The sequence below is a fragment of the Schaalia cardiffensis F0333 genome, from assembly GCF_005886435.1.
GTDB lineage: Bacteria > Actinomycetota > Actinomycetes > Actinomycetales > Actinomycetaceae > Pauljensenia > Pauljensenia cardiffensis.
In genome coordinates, this window is record NZ_CP040505.1 from 427,129 (window position 1) to 443,809 (window position 16,681).

Annotated in this window: 15 protein-coding genes; 10 read left to right on the top strand and 5 right to left on the bottom strand. The window is 63.1% G+C overall.

Annotated features, from left to right (window positions below; genetic code table 11):
* The first annotated feature begins 10 nt into the window (after positions 1-10).
* The 4 genes from FFA61_RS01755 (at position 11) to tsaD (ending at position 4,378) form a co-directional block, all read left to right on the top strand.
* Complete coding sequence (locus FFA61_RS01755) at positions 11-1,990, top strand: fumarate reductase/succinate dehydrogenase flavoprotein subunit (RefSeq protein WP_005962181.1); 1,980 nt, start codon at positions 11-13, stop codon at positions 1,988-1,990.
* Positions 1,987-2,730: a succinate dehydrogenase/fumarate reductase iron-sulfur subunit gene (locus tag FFA61_RS01760; RefSeq protein ID WP_005962180.1), complete on the top strand. Its 744-nt coding sequence runs from the start codon at positions 1,987-1,989 to the stop codon at positions 2,728-2,730. Before FFA61_RS01755 ends, FFA61_RS01760 begins: the two co-directional genes overlap by 4 nt.
* A gap of 288 nt (positions 2,731-3,018) precedes the next feature.
* The gene (locus FFA61_RS01765) at positions 3,019-3,297 is read left to right on the top strand and encodes a hypothetical protein (RefSeq protein ID WP_233050484.1); all 279 of its coding nucleotides are present in this window, start codon (positions 3,019-3,021) and stop codon (positions 3,295-3,297) included.
* Positions 3,298-3,325: 28 nt separating this feature from the next.
* Entirely contained in the window at positions 3,326-4,378 is a 1,053-nt protein-coding gene (gene tsaD, locus FFA61_RS01770) for a tRNA (adenosine(37)-N6)-threonylcarbamoyltransferase complex transferase subunit TsaD (protein WP_005962178.1), read from the top strand.
* 376 nt (positions 4,379-4,754) lie between these two features.
* Here tsaD and FFA61_RS01775 read toward each other — a convergent pair whose 3' ends face one another.
* On the bottom strand, positions 4,755-5,978 hold the full coding sequence (locus FFA61_RS01775) for a THUMP-like domain-containing protein (RefSeq protein ID WP_040313738.1): 1,224 nt from the start codon (positions 5,976-5,978) through the stop codon (positions 4,755-4,757).
* A gap of 530 nt (positions 5,979-6,508) precedes the next feature.
* Between FFA61_RS01775 and groES the strand changes: the two genes are divergently transcribed.
* Positions 6,509-6,805: a co-chaperone GroES gene (gene groES, locus FFA61_RS01780; RefSeq protein ID WP_005962176.1), complete on the top strand. Its 297-nt coding sequence runs from the start codon at positions 6,509-6,511 to the stop codon at positions 6,803-6,805.
* A 224-nt stretch (positions 6,806-7,029) separates the two neighbouring features.
* On the opposite strand, the gene FFA61_RS01785 is transcribed toward groES, so the two are convergent.
* From FFA61_RS01785 to FFA61_RS01795, 3 genes are all read right to left on the bottom strand, one after another.
* Entirely contained in the window at positions 7,030-7,875 is an 846-nt protein-coding gene (locus tag FFA61_RS01785) for a cytochrome c biogenesis CcdA family protein (RefSeq protein WP_005962175.1), read from the bottom strand.
* Positions 7,872-8,690 carry a DsbA family protein gene (locus FFA61_RS01790; RefSeq protein WP_005962174.1) on the bottom strand — a complete coding sequence of 273 codons (819 nt, stop codon included), beginning with the start codon at positions 8,688-8,690 and terminating at the stop codon, positions 7,872-7,874. Before FFA61_RS01790 ends, FFA61_RS01785 begins: the two co-directional genes overlap by 4 nt.
* Positions 8,691-8,792: 102 nt before the next feature.
* Positions 8,793-9,083, bottom strand: a complete 291-nt coding sequence (locus FFA61_RS01795; protein ID WP_040313525.1) for a WhiB family transcriptional regulator — start codon at positions 9,081-9,083, stop codon at positions 8,793-8,795.
* Positions 9,084-9,434: 351 nt separating this feature from the next.
* Between FFA61_RS01795 and FFA61_RS01800 the strand changes: the two genes are divergently transcribed.
* The 4 genes from FFA61_RS01800 to FFA61_RS01815 all read left to right on the top strand — a co-directional run bounded on the left by FFA61_RS01800 (position 9,435) and on the right by FFA61_RS01815 (position 14,547).
* Entirely contained in the window at positions 9,435-10,358 is a 924-nt protein-coding gene (locus FFA61_RS01800; protein ID WP_005962172.1) for a MerR family transcriptional regulator, read from the top strand.
* Positions 10,359-10,689: 331 nt separating this feature from the next.
* Positions 10,690-11,973: an AGE family epimerase/isomerase gene (locus tag FFA61_RS01805; protein ID WP_131247162.1), complete on the top strand. Its 1,284-nt coding sequence runs from the start codon at positions 10,690-10,692 to the stop codon at positions 11,971-11,973.
* A gap of 139 nt (positions 11,974-12,112) precedes the next feature.
* The gene (gene guaB, locus FFA61_RS01810; RefSeq protein ID WP_005962170.1) at positions 12,113-13,636 is read left to right on the top strand and encodes an IMP dehydrogenase; all 1,524 of its coding nucleotides are present in this window, start codon (positions 12,113-12,115) and stop codon (positions 13,634-13,636) included.
* Between the two features lie 221 nt (positions 13,637-13,857).
* Positions 13,858-14,547, top strand: coding sequence for a transaldolase family protein (locus tag FFA61_RS01815; protein ID WP_005962169.1), 690 nt, complete (start codon positions 13,858-13,860; stop codon positions 14,545-14,547).
* A gap of 4 nt (positions 14,548-14,551) precedes the next feature.
* On the opposite strand, the gene FFA61_RS01820 is transcribed toward FFA61_RS01815, so the two are convergent.
* On the bottom strand, positions 14,552-15,280 hold the full coding sequence (locus FFA61_RS01820) for an exonuclease domain-containing protein (RefSeq protein ID WP_040313524.1): 729 nt from the start codon (positions 15,278-15,280) through the stop codon (positions 14,552-14,554).
* 143 nt (positions 15,281-15,423) lie between these two features.
* Between FFA61_RS01820 and FFA61_RS01825 the strand changes: the two genes are divergently transcribed.
* Positions 15,424-16,557 carry a GuaB3 family IMP dehydrogenase-related protein gene (locus tag FFA61_RS01825; RefSeq protein ID WP_040313523.1) on the top strand — a complete coding sequence of 378 codons (1,134 nt, stop codon included), beginning with the start codon at positions 15,424-15,426 and terminating at the stop codon, positions 16,555-16,557.
* The last annotated feature ends 124 nt before the right edge of the window (positions 16,558-16,681 follow it).

Sequence of the window (16,681 nt, forward strand, 5' to 3'; positions counted from 1 at the left end):
TCGAATACTCATGTCTGACACCCTCATCAAGGGCTTTTATCACGAGGGCGAGAAGATCGCCGACACGAAGGCGCCCCTCGATGTTCCGATTGCACAGTGCTGGGAGCAGCGCAAGTTCTCCGCGGCCCTCGTGAACCCGGCCAACCGCCGCAAGCTCCGCGTCATCATCGTCGGCACCGGCCTTGCCGGTGGTGCTGCCGCAGCCTCGCTGGGCGAAATGGGCTACAACGTCGACGTGTTCTTCTACCAGGACTCGGCCCGCCGAGCCCACTCGATCGCCGCCCAGGGCGGCATCAACGCCGCGAAGAACTACCGTAACGACAACGACTCCGTTTACCGTCTCTTCTACGACACGGTCAAGGGCGGCGACTACCGTGCCCGCGAAACGAACGTCTACCGTCTCGCCGAGGTCAGCGCCAACATCATTGACCAGTGCGTCGCTCAGGGCGTCCCCTTCGCCCGCGAATACGGCGGCCTTCTTGATAACCGTTCCTTCGGCGGCGTCCAGGTGTCTCGCACCTTCTACGCTCGCGGCCAGACAGGACAGCAGCTCCTGATCGGCGCCTACCAGGCCCTCGAGCGTCAGGTCGCAGCTGGAACCGTCACCGAGCACGCGCGCCACGAAATGGTCGAGCTCATCGTCTCCGATGGTCGTGCACGAGGCATTGTCGCCCGCGACATGTCCACCGGAAAGCTTGAGACCCACGTCGCCGACGCGGTCGTCCTCGCCACGGGTGGTTACGGAAACGTCTTCTTCCTGTCCACCAACGCCATGGGGTGTAACGCGACCGCGATCTGGCGTGCGCACCGCAAGGGCGCCTACTTCGGCAACCCCTGCTTCACGCAGATCCACCCGACCTGCATCCCCCAGCACGGCGACCAGCAGTCGAAGCTCACCCTCATGTCGGAGTCGCTTCGTAACGACGGCCGCATCTGGGTGCCCAAGAAGGCGGAAGACTGCGAAAAGGATCCGCGCGAGATTCCCGAAGAGGATCGCGATTACTACCTCGAGCGTATCTACCCCTCCTTCGGCAACCTGGTCCCGCGTGACATCGCCTCTCGCCAGGCGAAGAACATGTGCGACGAGGGACGAGGCGTTGGCCCGAAGATCGACGGTGTTGCTCGCGGCGTCTACCTCGACTTCGCCGATGCGATCCAGCGCATGGGCAAGGATGCCGTTTCTGCGAAGTACGGCAACCTTTTCGACATGTACGAGCGCATCACCGGTGACAACCCCTACGAAGTGCCGATGCGCATCTACCCGGCGGTCCACTACACGATGGGCGGCCTGTGGGTCGATTACGACCTCGAGTCGAACCTGCCGGGCCTGTACGTCGCCGGCGAGGCGAACTTCTCCGACCACGGTGCTAACCGCCTGGGCGCTTCGGCGCTCATGCAGGGCCTGTCGGACGGCTACTTCGTTTTGCCGAACACGATCAACGACTACCTGTCGAAGTGTTTCAACCTGCCGAAGCTCGACGAGAACTCTCAGGATGTCGTCGAGGCTCTTCAGGACGCCCAGTCGCGTATCGACACTCTCATGTCTGTGAACGGATCGCGTTCCGTCGACTCCTTCCACAAGGAGCTCGGGCACATCATGTGGGAGTACTGCGGTATGGAACGCACCGAGGCCGGCCTCAAGAAGGCAATCGGACTCATCCGCGAACTGCGCAAGGACTACTGGCTCAACGTCCGTGTTCCCGGCAAGTCGATCGGCGAACTTAACCAGTCCCTCGAGAAGGCCGGCCGCGTCGCCGACTTCATGGAACTGGGTGAACTCATGTGTATCGACGCTCTGCACCGTGAGGAGTCCTGCGGCGGCCACTTCCGGGCCGAGTCGCAGACCCCCGAGGGTGAAGCGATGCGCCACGACGACCAGTACCTGTACGTCGCCGCGTGGGAGTGGACCGGCGAGGGAGAAGCGCCGATCCTCCACAAGGAAGACCTCATCTACAACAACATCGAGTTGAAGCAGCGGAGCTACAAGTGAACCTCACACTGAAGATCTGGCGCCAGAACGGTCCCGACGACCGTGGCGCGATGCACGAGTACCAGGTGAAGGGAATCTCCGAGGGCTCGTCCTTCTTGGAGATGCTCGACATCCTCAACGAGGACCTTTTCGCCCGCGGCGAAGAACCGATCGCCTTTGATTCGGATTGCCGTGAGGGAATCTGCGGTCAGTGCGGCATCGTCATCAATGGCGTTGCTCACGGCCCGGAGGTCACGACCACCTGCCAGCTCCATATGAGGACGTTCCACGATGGTGACGTCATCACGATCGAGCCCTGGCGTGCGGACGCCTTCCCGCTGATCAAGGACCTCGTCGTCAACCGCAGCGCCCTTGACCGCATCATCCAGGCTGGTGGTTACATTTCAGTGAACACCGGTGCGGCCCCGGACGCTCACGCCACTCCGGTTCCGAAGCAGGACGCGGATCGTGCATTCGAGGCTGCAGCCTGCATCGGCTGCGGCGCTTGCGTGGCGGCCTGCCCGAACGCTTCGGCGATGCTTTTCACCTCGGCGAAGGTCACGCACCTCCAGCTCCTTCCCCAGGGCAAGCCGGAGAACTACAAGCGAGTTGTCAACATGCTCAACCAGATGGACGAGGAGGGTTTCGGCACCTGCTCGAACATTGGTGAGTGCGCGGCGGTTTGCCCCAAGCAGATCCCTCTCGATGTTATTGCGACGCTCAACCGTCAGCTCGGCAAGGCTGCCCTGAAGGGCATCTGAGCCGCATATGGCCATCGCGGCGCCCCGGTCGATTCTCTTTCGGCCGGGGCGCCGTCGTATGCGGCTCTTGGGGAAGAGCTGCATACGGCCTCGCCCCTGCGTCCCGGCCTTGAGTTGGAGAAGAGAGGCCGTGGGGAAGAAGTGAGAATGTGACGAAGACGGGAAGCCTTTGCGAAGAAGAGAGGTCGCAGCGAAGAGGGGAGGAGCTCAACGAAGAGGCAAGGAGCTTGGGGGACACTCGCTGCACCATAGAATATGGTGAGCAAAATCGGGGCGGAGGCGAAGAACATGGCCGAATACACAATCAGCAAGGCGGACACCAGCGAAGCGAAGCCCACAGGAGAACAGCGTCCCGCACGCCGCTTTTGGGTCGCATTGACCATCTTCGCCATGTCTGTGTTCACCCTCCTTTCCGTTCTGGCCCTCATCGGCCTCATATTCGGACCCGCTGACATCAAGGCCCTCGCCGATCACGCCTTGCCCTGGTCCCTCCTCGCCCTCGCCCTCGCAGGAGTCGCAATGGCGATCGCAAAGCGACGCCCCAGAGCTCAAGCGGACGAGGCCTGAAGCGGCCCACGGTTTTACACTGGTCGACGTGAGTGAAGCCCTCGTTCTTGGAATTGAATCGACCTGCGATGAGACCGGTGTCGGGATCGTGCGCGGCTGCGAGCTCCTCGTTGACCGAACCGCCACCTCGATGGACCAGTACGCCCGCTACGGCGGCATCATCCCGGAGATCGCTTCTCGCGCCCACCTTGAATCCTTCCTGCCGACCCTCGACTCGGCTCTCGAGGAAGCAGGCGTCACTCTTAAGGAGATTGACGCGATCGGCGTGGCGGCGGGCCCGGGCCTCGTCGGCTCGTTGACGGTTGGGATTTGTGCGGCGAAGGCCCTGGCCTCTGCTCTCGGCAAGCCCCTGTACGGAGTGAACCACATCATCGGCCACCTCGCCGTTGACAAACTCGCCGACGGGCCCCTGCCACAACGATTCGTCGGCCTGGTCGTTTCTGGCGGGCATTCGAATATCCTCCTCGTCGAGGACATCGCCACCGATGTGAAAGAACTGGGCGGAACCCTCGACGATGCCGCAGGTGAGGCTTTCGATAAGGTCGGTCGCCTCCTCGAGCTGCCTTATCCGGGGGGCCCGCACGTTGACCGACTCTCCCAGCTCGGCAATGTTGATGCGATCCGTTTCCCACGCGGTCTTGCCTCCGGAAAGGACAAGGAGCGCCACAAGTACGATTTCTCGTTCTCCGGCTTGAAGACCGCAGTCGCCCGTTACATCGAAGGCGCCCAGGCCAGGGGTGAAGAGTTTTCCCCCGAGGACGTGTGCGCGGGCTTTTCAGAAGCAGTCAATGATTCCCTCACGTCGAAGGCGGTACGCGCCGCCCTTGATACGGGGTGTTCGTCGATTGTTGTCGGTGGAGGGTTTTCTGCGAATTCGCGTCTGCGTTCTTTGCTGAGCGCACGCGCTGAAGCTGCGGGTATTGAAGTGAGGATGCCTCCACTGCGTTTTTGCACGGATAACGGTGCTCAGATTGCGGCTTTGACCTCTGAGCTTGTCAGAGCAGGAGTGGCGCCCTCCGATTGGGATTTCTCCCCGGATTCGAGCATGGCTCTCACCCACCCTTCCGTGCTGCCGCGCTGAATCCACTGGAGCGCCCTGGTGTGAAGCGGCGGAGCGTCCCTGGGGCCCGCGAGTGCGGGTCCAGGTCTCGGATTTCGTGCGAGCCCGAGCAAAGTTCCCGGGGCGTGGGGACGTGGCTTGCACTCAAACGCCAACTCGACGACCTCCTCCCGAAGTCTCCGGGGCGTGGGGACGTGGCTGTGATGCTCGGGTGTTCGGCAAGCCCGAAGCGGGCTTACTGGACCATGGGCGTGCAAGGGGCCCTGTAGGCCGATCAAGGGGTTCGTGTAGGCCGAGCTTGATGAGCAGAAAGCTCCTTGAGCACATGGGCGCGCACAGCTCAGGCTTCCCCTGCTCTCAAGGCCCCTTTGATCGCATGGGCGTGTGGCCAGTCGGCTCAGGAGCGCCGACGACGGGCAATGATTGCACGGTGACGCCCCGCGACCCGCGTGGCGAAGACGACGGCCTCCCCATCGCCCTTGAGCTTCAAGGACTTGCGCAAAGCGGCCGGATCAATATCCGCGCCTCGCTTCTTCACTTCGACTCGGCCAACCCCCAGGGAACGCAGCGCCGAAGAAATCATCTTCGGCTTGAGGGCGACGACGTCCTCGACTTCGAAGCAGCTGAGGAAGGGCGAAAGGAGGGGAGTGTCGGCGCTCAGGTAGGCGATTGACTCGGAGACGAGAGTGGAGGAGGTTTCCTCAGCGAGGCGGTGAATGAGACCCGAACGGATCACCGCGTCATCAGGTTCGGCGATGAACGCGCCGAGCGGGCCGAGGGGAGCGGGCACCCTCAAAGCGTTCGCGGGGCCCTTTTCGGCGAGGACGAACACCTCATTCCCTTTGATGACGACGGCACTGCGGCCCGCTCCTTCGAGGGCGAGAGGGCCGGTCCAGATCGCCGCTTCGACGAGGGAGGCGTCAACGCTCGTCCATTCGACGCGCGCATCAGCGGGCAGGGCCTCATGAGCGATGCCGGGAGCGACCTTGACGCCGACACGGGGGATCGCCTCGCGCCACGACAGGACGAGGGAAAGCGGAGGAGACCAGGACTCGGGGTCCATGATCCTGGCGGAACCGCCTTGTGCTCCTGTGCGCCTGGCGGGGTCGGCGAAAAGAGCATCGATGCCGCTGTGGGCGAGACTGGGAATATCAAGGTCGAGGACGTTGGCGCGTCTAACCTGCGCTGTGGGGTGGGCAGCGAGGTTGAGACGGGCAGCGCTCGCCGCGTCCTCGTCCAGATCTACTGCGAGCACGGCAAGGTCTTCTTTCGCGAAGGCGAGGGAGTCAGAGCCGATGCCGCATCCAAGATCCGCGATGGATGTCGCTCCGGCGTCACGGTAGCGGCGGGCCCTGCGCTCGGACACGATCTTGCGGGTTGCCTGTTCGAGTCCGTCGCGCGTAAAGAAGAGGGAGCCTGCGTCTTCGCCGAATTTTGTGCGGGCTCGTCGACGCAGATCGAGCTGGGTGAGGACGGCGTTTGCGAGTCTTGTTTCAATGCCGCGCTTGCGCAGGGCCTCACCTGCTGCGAGCGGGTCGCTGGGTGAAAAAGCCTCGGCCTCAAGATCAGCGAGGAGACGGGAGCCCTCGGGAGTCAGGAGCGGGTCGAGCGAAGAAGGCACGGGAGGATTCTCGCATGCGAGGACTCCGTGATGCGCTAAGGCGAGAGTGAGCGCGGCGCAGGGGAGAAGAGGACTGTGGGACGTGGACAGTTCAGAGCGTGCGAGGACGAGCGGCAGGACTGAGTGCTGCAAAGAGTTCAAAGGGAGCTGTGTCGAACGCAAAGAGTAGAGGACGGAGAATTCGAACGTACAGATGGCCGATGGGGCAATCGGCGAGAAGACCTGTACGGAAAAGGCTTTTGAGCGCGGGTGCCCCACAGACTCGCAGTCGTGATGCCCGGGGAATGGCGGGTCCATCTTCACGGGGGCATCTTCAATGGAGAGGCTGATCTGCCGGGGCGCATCATGCGCCTCTTTGGGGGGTTGGCGCTGCGTCTTCGACAATCAGGACTGGCACTCAGGTTGCTCGAGTGCCAGAGCGGGCCTATGCTCGTCCCTGAAGCGCGGCCCAGGCCGCGATCGGGTTCCTCACCCGACCCCCGCGACGGCGGGCGAGGGACGAGCAGTTCTTTGAACGAAAGGGAACGACAGTGTCTGTCTCCATCAAGCCCCTCGAAGACCGCGTTGTGATCCGCCAGGTCGAGGCCGAGCGCACCACCGCCTCCGGTCTCGTCATCCCGGACACCGCGAAGGAGAAGCCGCAGGAAGGCGAAGTCGTGGCAGTGGGCCCCGGCCGCATTGACGACAACGGCAACCGCGTCCCGCTCGACGTCAAGGTCGGCGACGTTGTGATCTACTCGCGCTACGGCGGCACCGAGGTCAAGTACGGTGCCGAGGAGTTCCAGATCCTCTCCGCGCGTGACGTCCTCGCGATTGTGGAGCGCTGAGCGGACTCGCTCGAATAGCTTGTCGGGGCCGACATCCTCATGGGTGTCGGCCCCGATCTTTGTTGGCCGAGGGGTGTGAATGCGGGCTGGGGATCCTATGTGGCCTCAACACCGTGAAGCGACCGTGCGCGCTCGCGCGTCACCACCCCGCTAAGGGGGATACCACAACCCAGAGCGGGCCTATCACAAGCAATAGCGGCGACTATCACAAGCCACAGCCGGGCCTACTCGGATTCTTCTTCGCTCCCGCTCAGCGAGCGCGGCCTCATATACCAGGTGGCGCCGAGCACGGCGGCGAGAGCCACGATCAGTGCCCAGCCCGGCACAAGGGTGGCGAAGGAGAGCACAGACTCCTCCCAGGAGGCGAGCCTCGCGGGGGAAACAAGTCCACTCAGCGGATTCGAGGTGCCCGAAACAAGCAAAAGGACGCCGAAGATCACGAGGAGCAGGCCGGAAAGAAGATTCGTCCACGTCGTTTCCCGTCCGAAGAGAAGCAATGGACGAGGACGCATCCAGGGCCGTTCAAAAAGGCGTGCAGAACGCCAGATCAGGGCGAGCAGGCCCAGGGGGAGCGCCATGCCGCTCGCATAACAGGCCATGAGGAGCGCCCCCTGGAGGGGAGAGCCTCCGAGCCCCGCGGCGACGAGAACGCCACCGAGGATCGGACCTGCGCAACCGATCCCGGCAAAACCGTAACCTGCACCCAGGAGGAAGATCGAAAGCGGATGCGTCCGATCACGACTCTTCGCTCCTGGTCGGGAGCGCCCGCGGAAACGAGGAAGTGAGAATCCGAGTGCCTCAATCGTGCCAAGGATGATGAGCAAGAGGGCGCTGAGCGCTGTGATGAGGGGGAGACTCTCGCGCAGTGCGTGGCTCGCCGCTCCGACGAGCGCACCGAGGGGAATCAAAGCTGCGAGCAGGCCCAACCAGAACAGCAGGGTGCGCCACGCCAGCGCCCGCTTCGACTGGAAGGCGTAGGCGAAGAAGGCGGGGAGCACCATGATCGAACATGGGGCGAAGAGGGTGAGGACCCCTCCCAGGAGGGCGGCAAGGGGAGGCAGAGTGCTCACTGGGCTGCGGCCGCCTGCGCTTCGACGGTCGCCCTGACGGATTCGGGGCCGCGGTATCCGGGGACGAAAGAGTCCCCGATGATCATGAAGGGGGTTCCAGTGATGCCAACGGCGTAGGCATCCTGCTTCGCGGCCTCAACGGCGGCGACGGTCTCAGGAGCGTTCATTGCACGACTGAAAGCCTCAAGATCGCCGACTCCGGCTTGCTTCGCGAACTCAATGAGGGACTCTTGCGTGTATTCCGGGTGCTCGCCCTCCCCGGCGGCCGCGTACACGGCGTCGTGGAACTCCCAGAAGCGGTTTTGTTCACCGGCGGCCCGGCCCGCTTGAGCTGCGAGCGGCGAGGACGCAGTGATCTGCGCAAGATCACGCCATTCGATTCTTAAAGTTCCGTCCTCAATGAGATCGTCGAGGGCGGGGGCGACGTCCTTGGCGAAAAGGGTGCAATAAGGGCAGGCGAAGTCGGAGTAGACGACCATAACGACCTTCGCGTCAACCTTCCCTTTAGCTTGGGCATCGTGGGGGTCTCGTTTCACCTGGCTGTGGAGGATTTCAAGGACGTCTGGGCGTGTCTCTGTCGGAGCCGGAGCGTTCGGGTCCTGGGCGGTCTTGCCCTTTTGAGCGTCGGGGCTTTCCTCGCTGGGAGAAGTGGGGGAGTCGGCGCTCTGGGCAGCTCGAGCTTGAGCGAGTTCGCTGGTGAGACGGTGACGATCCGCGAGGAACACGCCGAGGGTGATGACCAGCGCCGCAATGATGAGGAGAAGGACAGCGACGAGGGGCGAACGGGCCGTGGAGGGGCGGGGGGAAGACAACACGGAAGAAACTCCTGCGAGACGAATAGGTGACACAAGTGTTGCAGAAACGCTTCGGGGGCGCCGTTTCGCGGCGCCCCCGAAGTCGGAGTCGATGCTGGGAGCTCAGGAGACTCGACGGGTCTTGGAGCGGATTTCTTCGCGCCGTTCTTCTTCGGTCATGCCACCCCAGATCCCGTAGGGCTCCTGTGCTGCGAGAGCGTATTCGCGACACTGGTCGATCACCGGGCAGTTTGCACAAATCGCCTTCGCATTCGCGGCGCGTCGACGGCGCGTGGAACCGCGCTCGCCCTCAGGGTGGAAGAAGAGTTCTGTGTCGAGGTTGCGACAGGCTCCGTCGTACTGCCAATCCCACGCATCAACCATTGGTCCGGGGAGTCGGGAGACGTCGGTCATTGAAAGGCACCTCGCTTTCGAGGTCGGAACGGGGAGGGTCCCCGGCGACCTTGCCCAGAGTAGTTGCTTGTGCGTAAGTAGTTCAAGATTCACGTCTAAACTCTCAGTGTTTTCCCAGGAATCAGGTCATTTCTGGGATCTTCCTGCAAAAAGAGGGGGCTTCGAGTGAATAGCCTGTGAACAAGTAATGCTATTCATTCTCTTCGTTGTTCCGGTGGCGAACTCGGCGCTGCCGGGTAAGAATGCAGCTACAGGGCCAAGTGAGTCAGTGGCGCTGAGGCGCCCTGGTCGATCACAGTGCATCAAGCAGAAAAAGCCGCTGCATTTGAAGAGAGGAAGGAAAGGGGACGCATGCCTCGAGCTCATCTCGGCACTGAGCGCAGCGTCGGCGCCCCACTGACAGTGACCGCGGTCTCGGTGAAGCTGGGTATCCCCCCTTCGACTCTGAGGACCTGGGAACGCCGATACGGCCTGGGCCCCTCGGATCGGCGGACGGGGGAGCATCGACGATATGTGGACAGCGATATCGCCAGGCTTGCCCGCATGGTCGAACTCGTGCGCCGCGGAGTCACCCCGGCAAACGCCGCAGCCATCGCCCGCAATTGGAGTGAGAGCGATGAAGCCCCCGATTCTCTGCCACCGCATTGCGTGCACGATCTCGTCACGACAACACGAAACGCAACTCCCAAAGCCCTGCGTGAATGCCTCGCCGCCGCGATCTCGACCGAGGGTCTCGTCCACACCTGGTCCAGGCTCGTCAGCCCCGCCCTCGACCGTTTAAGGGGGGACGCTCGAGGGGAACTGCCCGGCAGCGCCCCCTCGATTCAACTGAACGCGGCCTTCCTCGAAGTCCTCGGCTCCATCGCCAAGCAGCGGCCGCGCCGGAAGAATCCTCTCGCCTCCATCGCGATCCTCACAGACACCATGCATGAACTGGCGGCTCACGTCGTCGGAGTCGCACTCATGTGGTACGGGATCGACGCCCGCGTCGTCACAACGGGGCGGATCGGCATGGAGATCGGCCCGGATCGTTTCCGCGCGCACATCGAGAACCGTCCGATCGAACTCGCCATCGTGATGGGCACTGATGCTGACTGTGAAGTGCTCATCCGAGTCATCGCGCAGGATAGCGAAGTGGATGTTCTCCTCGTTGGCGCCGACGCCCCACCCGTAGTGGACGCTCGAGTGATGCGCGTGCGCACCCCCGCCGCCTGCGTCGAAGAGGTCCTCGCCATGCTCGCCCCAGGGGTGGACCTGACAGAGATCGGCGGCTGAAAGGGGCCTGTCCGCGCAATGAGGTGTGCCCATCCCCATCCTCAACGTGACCGCCGCCGACTCCGAACCCTCGTGCTATGAGGCGTGCCCAACATTGAAGCTATTCGTCTCTTTGCCGAGAGCGGGCCCCTCCCCGCGTTACGAGCTATCCCCGCGCTCGATCGTGCACTGTACCCAGAGCCCCCACCCAAAGCTGTGCTACGCCACATCTCTGCCCGCTCAGTGCATTCCTCGCCTCGCTGAGCGCGCCTTGTCGTGCCGTGAGCATGTCACGCGATGCTACGGTTGAAACTCCCAAGCCCCATTCGCAATGATGCAACCGGGAGTCGTAGTGCACACCCCCTGGAATGAAGAGTCCCTCCTGAAATCTTTCGACGAGGACTTCACAGAGCTCATCAGATTCGCCTCTGCATCCGCCGTCGACTCCGGCTTCGCCGCCCTCGATGCTCACGGCCTCGTTGCTCCCGACTCTCCGGTCGAGCTGTGGATCAGCGCGCGCATGACGTACGTCTTCGCTCTCGCGCAATTGCGCGGACTCGAGGGCGCCGAAGCCCTAGTTCGTCACGGGCTTCGATCCTTGAGGGGGCCTTTCCATGATGACGAGTTCGGCGGCTGGTTTTCCGCCCTCGACTCCCATGACGAGGACGCGGCTCCCGCGCCGGGCGCACGCAAGGAGGGCTACGCCCACGCCTTCGTGATCCTCGCGGCCGCTGCCGCCCAGCTCGCAGGCCACGAGGAGGCGCGAGACCTGCTGGACGAGGCCCTCGAAAATCAGGATCGCCACTGGTGGGAGCCCTCCTTCGGGCGTGTGCGCAACTCCTGGAAGCGGGACTGGAGCGAATGCGAGGACTACCGCAGCCTCAACACGAGCATGCACACCGTCGAGGCCTATCTCGCAGCATTCGACGCGAGCGGGCAGAGGCGCTGGCTCGACCGCGCCCGCGAGATGACGCGCTTCGTTGCAGACCTCGGAGCCCGCTTCGCTTGGCGTCTTCCCGAACACTTCGACGCTTCCTGGCGCGTCCAAGCCCAGATGTTCATCGAAAACTCGGCAGATCCCTTCCGCCCCTATGGGGCGACGCCCGGCCACGGCTTCGAGTGGGTGCGCCTCATCCTCCATGCGCGTGCCGCCCTCATCGCCATTGGCGACACCCCGGGCGCCTGGATGCTCGAGGTCGCGCGCGCCCTCGTGGAACGAGCAGACGAGGACGGGTGGGATGCAGGAAGAGTCGGGGGGATCGTCTACACGACAGACTTCGACGGGCGCCCGGTGGTGTCCACGCGCATGCACTGGGCCGGTGCCGAGGCCGTGAACGCCGCGCTGATCCTCGGCCGAGTCCTCGAAGAAGAAGGGGACGAGGCCGGGGTTGAGGCCTGCACTGAGCGCTTCTCGCGCTACGTATCCTGGATGGACCAGTATGCGCACGAGGGCCCGGGCCGATGGATCCACGAGATCAACGAGAGGGGAGAGCCCGGCTGTTCCGTGTGGCCAGGAAAGCCTGATGCCTACCACATTGCGCAGATGCTCACTTTGCCCAGGATCGGAGTGCATCCGGGCTTCGCGGCGGCACTGAAACAAGCAGCGTCAGCGTGGAAAGAGACGGGGGAGTGCTGAAAGAGAAAACGGCGGCCCCAGGTGAGGAGAACACCGGGGAGGCGTGACTCGCAGCCGGGCGCGTGAGACCTGCCACTCGAAGGGCGGGGAAGGGGCAGGCGGTTAGCCCGCGCTCGCGGCGCACGCCTAAACTCTCCACATGGGTGACATTTCTACGACCGACGCTTTCGGTCTTACCGGGCTGACCTACGACGACGTCCTCCTGCTCCCCGAGCTCACAGACGTCGTCCCCTCCACAGTGGACACCACGTCCCGACTCACCAAGAAGATCTCATTGCGCGTGCCCCTCCTCTCGGCCGCCATGGATACCGTCACCGAAGCGCGCATGGCCATCGCGATGGCCCGTCAAGGTGGAATCGGCATCCTCCACCGCAACCTCTCCATCGAAGAGCAGGCCCAACAGGTGCGCCTCGTGAAGCGCTCCGAATCGGGCATGGTGGAAGATCCCGTCACCGTCGGACCTGAGGCCACGATCGAGCAGCTCGACGAGCTATGCGGACACTACCGCGTGTCCGGCCTGCCCGTCGTCTCCGAAGACGGCCACCTGCTCGGCATCATTACGAACCGCGACCTGCGCTTCGTCCCCCAAAGTGACTGGGCGAGGCTGAAAGTCCGCGACTGCATGACTCCCCGCGAACGCCTCGTCATCGGTCACGTTGGAATCTCTCGTGAAGACGCCAAGACCCTCCTTGCCGAACACCGCGTCGAAAAACTCCCGATCGTGGACGAGGACGACCGTCTCACCGGTCTCATCACCGTCAAGGACTTCGTCAAGACTGAGCAGTATCCGAACGCCACGAAGGATGCTCGCGGTCGCCTCATCGTTGGCGCCGCAGTCGGGTACTGGGGTGACACCTGGGAGCGCGCCACCGCCCTCGCCGAAGCCGGAGTCGACGTCCTCGTCGTCGACACTGCGAACGGTGGAGCCAAGCTCGCTCTCGACATGATCCGCCGCATCAAAAACGACCCAGCATTCGACGGCATTGAGATCATCGGCGGTAACGTCGCCACGACCGAGGGCGCTCAGGCCCTGATCGACGCCGGAGTGGACGCGGTCAAGGTCGGAGTCGGACCGGGCTCCATCTGCACGACCCGCGTCGTCGCAGGCGTGGGCGTCCCGCAGATCACCGCGATCGCTCTCGCTGCGAAGGCATGTGGACCAGCGGGTGTTCCCCTCATCGCCGATGGTGGACTCCAGTACTCCGGTGACATCGGCAAGGCCCTTGTCGCCGGCGCTGACACCGTCATGCTTGGCTCGCTCCTTGCGGGCTGCGAGGAGTCCCCCGGTGAGGTCGTCTTCACCAATGGCAAGCAGTTCAAGCGCTACCGCGGCATGGGCTCTCTCGGCGCGATGAGTTCGCGTGGGCGCAAGTCCTATTCGAAGGACCGCTACTTCCAGGCCGATGTCACTTCCGATGACAAGATTGTTCCCGAGGGAATTGAAGGGCAGGTGCCTTTCACCGGTTCCCTCGCCTCTGTTATCTACCAGCTCGTCGGCGGCCTGCATCAGACGATGTTCTACCTGGGTGCTTCCTCGATTGAGGAGATCAAGAAGAACGGTCGCTTCGTGCGGATCACTTCTGCGGGTCTGCGCGAGTCTCACCCCCACGATGTGCAGATGACCTCTGAGGCGCCGAACTACCACTCGACCTCGGGCCGCTGAAAGGCCAGCTGAACCTGAACTGAGAAGAGACGCCGTGCGCCCCACGCCCCCCGGTGTGACGAGCCCAAGCTCTGTCACGCCGGGGGCCTCCATGGGTTCGCATGCCCCTTGGCTGGTCTCCTGCGTGGCGGATGAGTGACTCGGTGAATCTTCCCCTCATCTGATCGCCTACTCTGAACGGGTTGGAATAGTTTTCTAGATCGCGGGAGGCTCGCGCACCCATGCTTATCCTCATCGACCACGCCAATGTTGATGCCATCAAGGAAACCCTGAAGTACTTGCCGATCGATGGCGTCACAACGAACCCCTCGATCCTCTACCGCGAAGGCAAAGAGCCCCTCGAGGTTCTTCACAACATTCGCGCTGTTCTTCCCACCACCTCTCAGCTGCACGTTCAGATCGTGTCTGAAACCGCGGAAGCCATGGTCGATGAGGCGAGGGCGCTGCGTTCTGAACTGGGCGGCAACCTCTTCGTGAAACTGCCCGTGACCCGTGAGGGCTTCCGCGCGATCCCGCTGATCGTCGCCGAGGGCATGCAGGTCACCGCCACCGGCATCCACTCGTCCATGCAGGGCTTCATGGCCGCGAAGGCCGGTGCCCGCTATGTCGCGCCCTATGTCAACCGCATGGACAACTATGGGATTGACGGCGTACGCGTCGCCACGGAAATCCACAAGACCTTGAGGTCCTATGGCCTCGAAGCTGATGTCCTGGCCGCCTCTTTCAAGAACTCCGAGCAGGTGCTTGAACTCGTCCGTCAGGGAGTCGGCGCGATCACCGCCGCCCCCGATGTCCTCGAAGCCTTGATTAAGAACCCGGCGACGGATGCGGCGATCGCCGAGCAGAACCGCCACTTCGATATCCTCGTCGGCAATAAGAGAAGCTGGAAAGACTTGATCGACGAGAAGTGAGGGCTCAGTGCGCGAGCATCGGCCAAGCCGGGTCGATGCTCGCCTCCCGCCCCTTCGAACGCAAGAAGTTCTCAAAGTCAATGGCCCACTCCCGGTGGGCCTGCACCTGGTAGGCGTGCAACTGTCCAGCACTCATCGCCTTCACAGAATCGAATCGCCTCGCCATTCCCGCCAGAACATCCAGAGTCATCTGCACATCAACTTCGGCGGTGTGGGCGTCGGCAGACGCGTCGACCCCGTAGACCGGAGCCATATCCGTCAAGGTTTTCTTTCCCTTGCGGTAGCGGTCGAGTGCGCGATCCAGGACCAGAGGATCGATGAGGAGCATCGGAGTGGCGTCGAGGCGCTGTGCGAAGGTCCCCATGTTGTGGCGGGCGAGTTCCGCATCGAGGAGGGTGATGTCGTAGGAGGCGTTGAAAGCGACGACGGGAAAGCCTCGACGCCAATGCTCGACCAGGGTGGCCGCGACCTCGTCGAGGACTTCCTCAATCGGGCGGCCCTGCGATTTCGCCATGTCGTTCGTGATGCCGTGAACGGCGCTCGCCTGCGCGGGGATCTCCACCCCAGGATCAGCGAGCCAGGTGCGCACCTGGTCTTCGCGTCCCGCCCTCGCCCCGTCGAGGCGAAGGACGAGGGCGGCAGTGACCAGCCGGTCCGTGGCCGGGTCCACGCCCGTCGTTTCAGTGTCAAAGCCCAGCCAGGGCACTTCGCTCCAAGTCGTCGTCGAGTTCATGCCCCTAGTGTGCGTCATCCCTTATGCATGTGCAGACCGCCCAGGTGAAGAGGACTTCTTGTCTTACCCGCCCCTCCACCCCTGTGCATGTGCAGACCTCCTTGCCTCGGATACGTGAAGAGGCGAGCCGATACACTGGGAAAATGAGCAACGAAGTCGAAATTGGCCGCGGAAAACGCGCCAGGCGCGCCTACAGTCTCGACGACATCGCCCTGCTGCCCGCGCGGCGCACACGCGACCCTGAGGATGTGAATGTCGGATGGCAGATTGACGCCTACCACGTCGACATCCCCGTCATGGCTGCTCCCATGGATTCCGTGATGAGTCCTCAAACGGCAATCGACTTCGGCCGCCTGGGCGGGATCGGTGTCCTTGACCTCAACGGATTGTGGACCCGCTACAAGGATCCCGAGCCGATCCTTGAAGAGATCTCACACTTGAGTGAGGAGGAGTCGATCGCTCGCCTCCAGCAGATCTATTCCGAGCCGATCCAGCCGCGCCTCATCACCGAGCGCCTCGCCCAGATCCGTGATGCCGGGGTCGTGGTCGCAGGCAAGCTCTCGCCGCAACTCACCCAGAAGTACTGGCGTTACGTCGTTGATGCGGGCGTCGACCTTTTCGTCATCCGAGGCTCCACAGTGTCCGCGGAGCATGTGTCGAGCCGCCATGAGCCGCTCAACCTCAAGCGTTTCATCTACGAACTCGATGTTCCCGTCATTGTGGGAGGGGTGTGCACGGATACTGCGGCCCTGCACCTCATGAGGACCGGCGCGGCGGGCGTCCTCGTCGGTTTTGGCGGGGGAGCGGCCCATTCGACCCGTCAGTCCCTGGGAGTCCATGCGCCGATGGCGACGGCGATCGCGGATGTTGCGGCAGCCCGGCGCGACTACATGGACGAGTCCGGTGGCCGCTACGTTCACGTTATCGCGGACGGTGGAATCGGGCGTTCCGGGGATCTCGCACGTGCGATCGCCTGCGGAGCGGATGCAGTGATGCTCGGCGCTGCCCTCGCACGCGCGAAGGAAGCGCCCGGACAAGGATGGCATTGGGGCTCTGAAGCGACTCACCCGGATATGCCGCGAGGGCAGAGGGTCCACGTCGGCACCTCGGGAACCTTGGAGCAGATTCTCTACGGTCCTTCGACGAGGGCGGACGGCTCACTCAACTTTGTCGGCGCACTCAAGCGCACGATGGCTTCAACCGGATACGCCGAGGTGAAGGACCTGCAAAAGGTTGAAGTGGTTGTCAGTCCCTACCGGCCCAGTGAAGCCCGCTGAATCGGTGGCGGTGCCGGGAGACAAAGAATTCTCGGTTGGGGGCTAGATCTTGCCCCCACATGTTGTTACGATTGTAAAATCCGCTCTTTACATTATGTGAAGGGTGGGGTCTTGCATGTCAAAG

Excerpts from the sequence above, each read along its gene's own strand:
- FFA61_RS01800 (WP_005962172.1), top strand. The coding sequence starts at position 9,435 with ATGCCTCGAGCTCATCTCGGCACTGAGCGCAGCGTCGGCGCCCCACTG.
- FFA61_RS01765 (WP_233050484.1), top strand. The coding sequence starts at position 3,019 with ATGGCCGAATACACAATCAGCAAGGCGGACACCAGCGAAGCGAAGCCC.
- FFA61_RS01815 (WP_005962169.1), top strand. The coding sequence starts at position 13,858 with ATGCTTATCCTCATCGACCACGCCAATGTTGATGCCATCAAGGAAACC.
- FFA61_RS01755 (WP_005962181.1), top strand. The coding sequence starts at position 11 with ATGTCTGACACCCTCATCAAGGGCTTTTATCACGAGGGCGAGAAGATC.
- FFA61_RS01820 (WP_040313524.1), bottom strand. The coding sequence starts at position 15,280 with ATGAACTCGACGACGACTTGGAGCGAAGTGCCCTGGCTGGGCTTTGAC.
- FFA61_RS01825 (WP_040313523.1), top strand. The coding sequence starts at position 15,424 with ATGAGCAACGAAGTCGAAATTGGCCGCGGAAAACGCGCCAGGCGCGCC.
- FFA61_RS01795 (WP_040313525.1), bottom strand. The coding sequence starts at position 9,083 with ATGACCGACGTCTCCCGACTCCCCGGACCAATGGTTGATGCGTGGGAT.
- guaB (WP_005962170.1), top strand. The coding sequence starts at position 12,113 with ATGGGTGACATTTCTACGACCGACGCTTTCGGTCTTACCGGGCTGACC.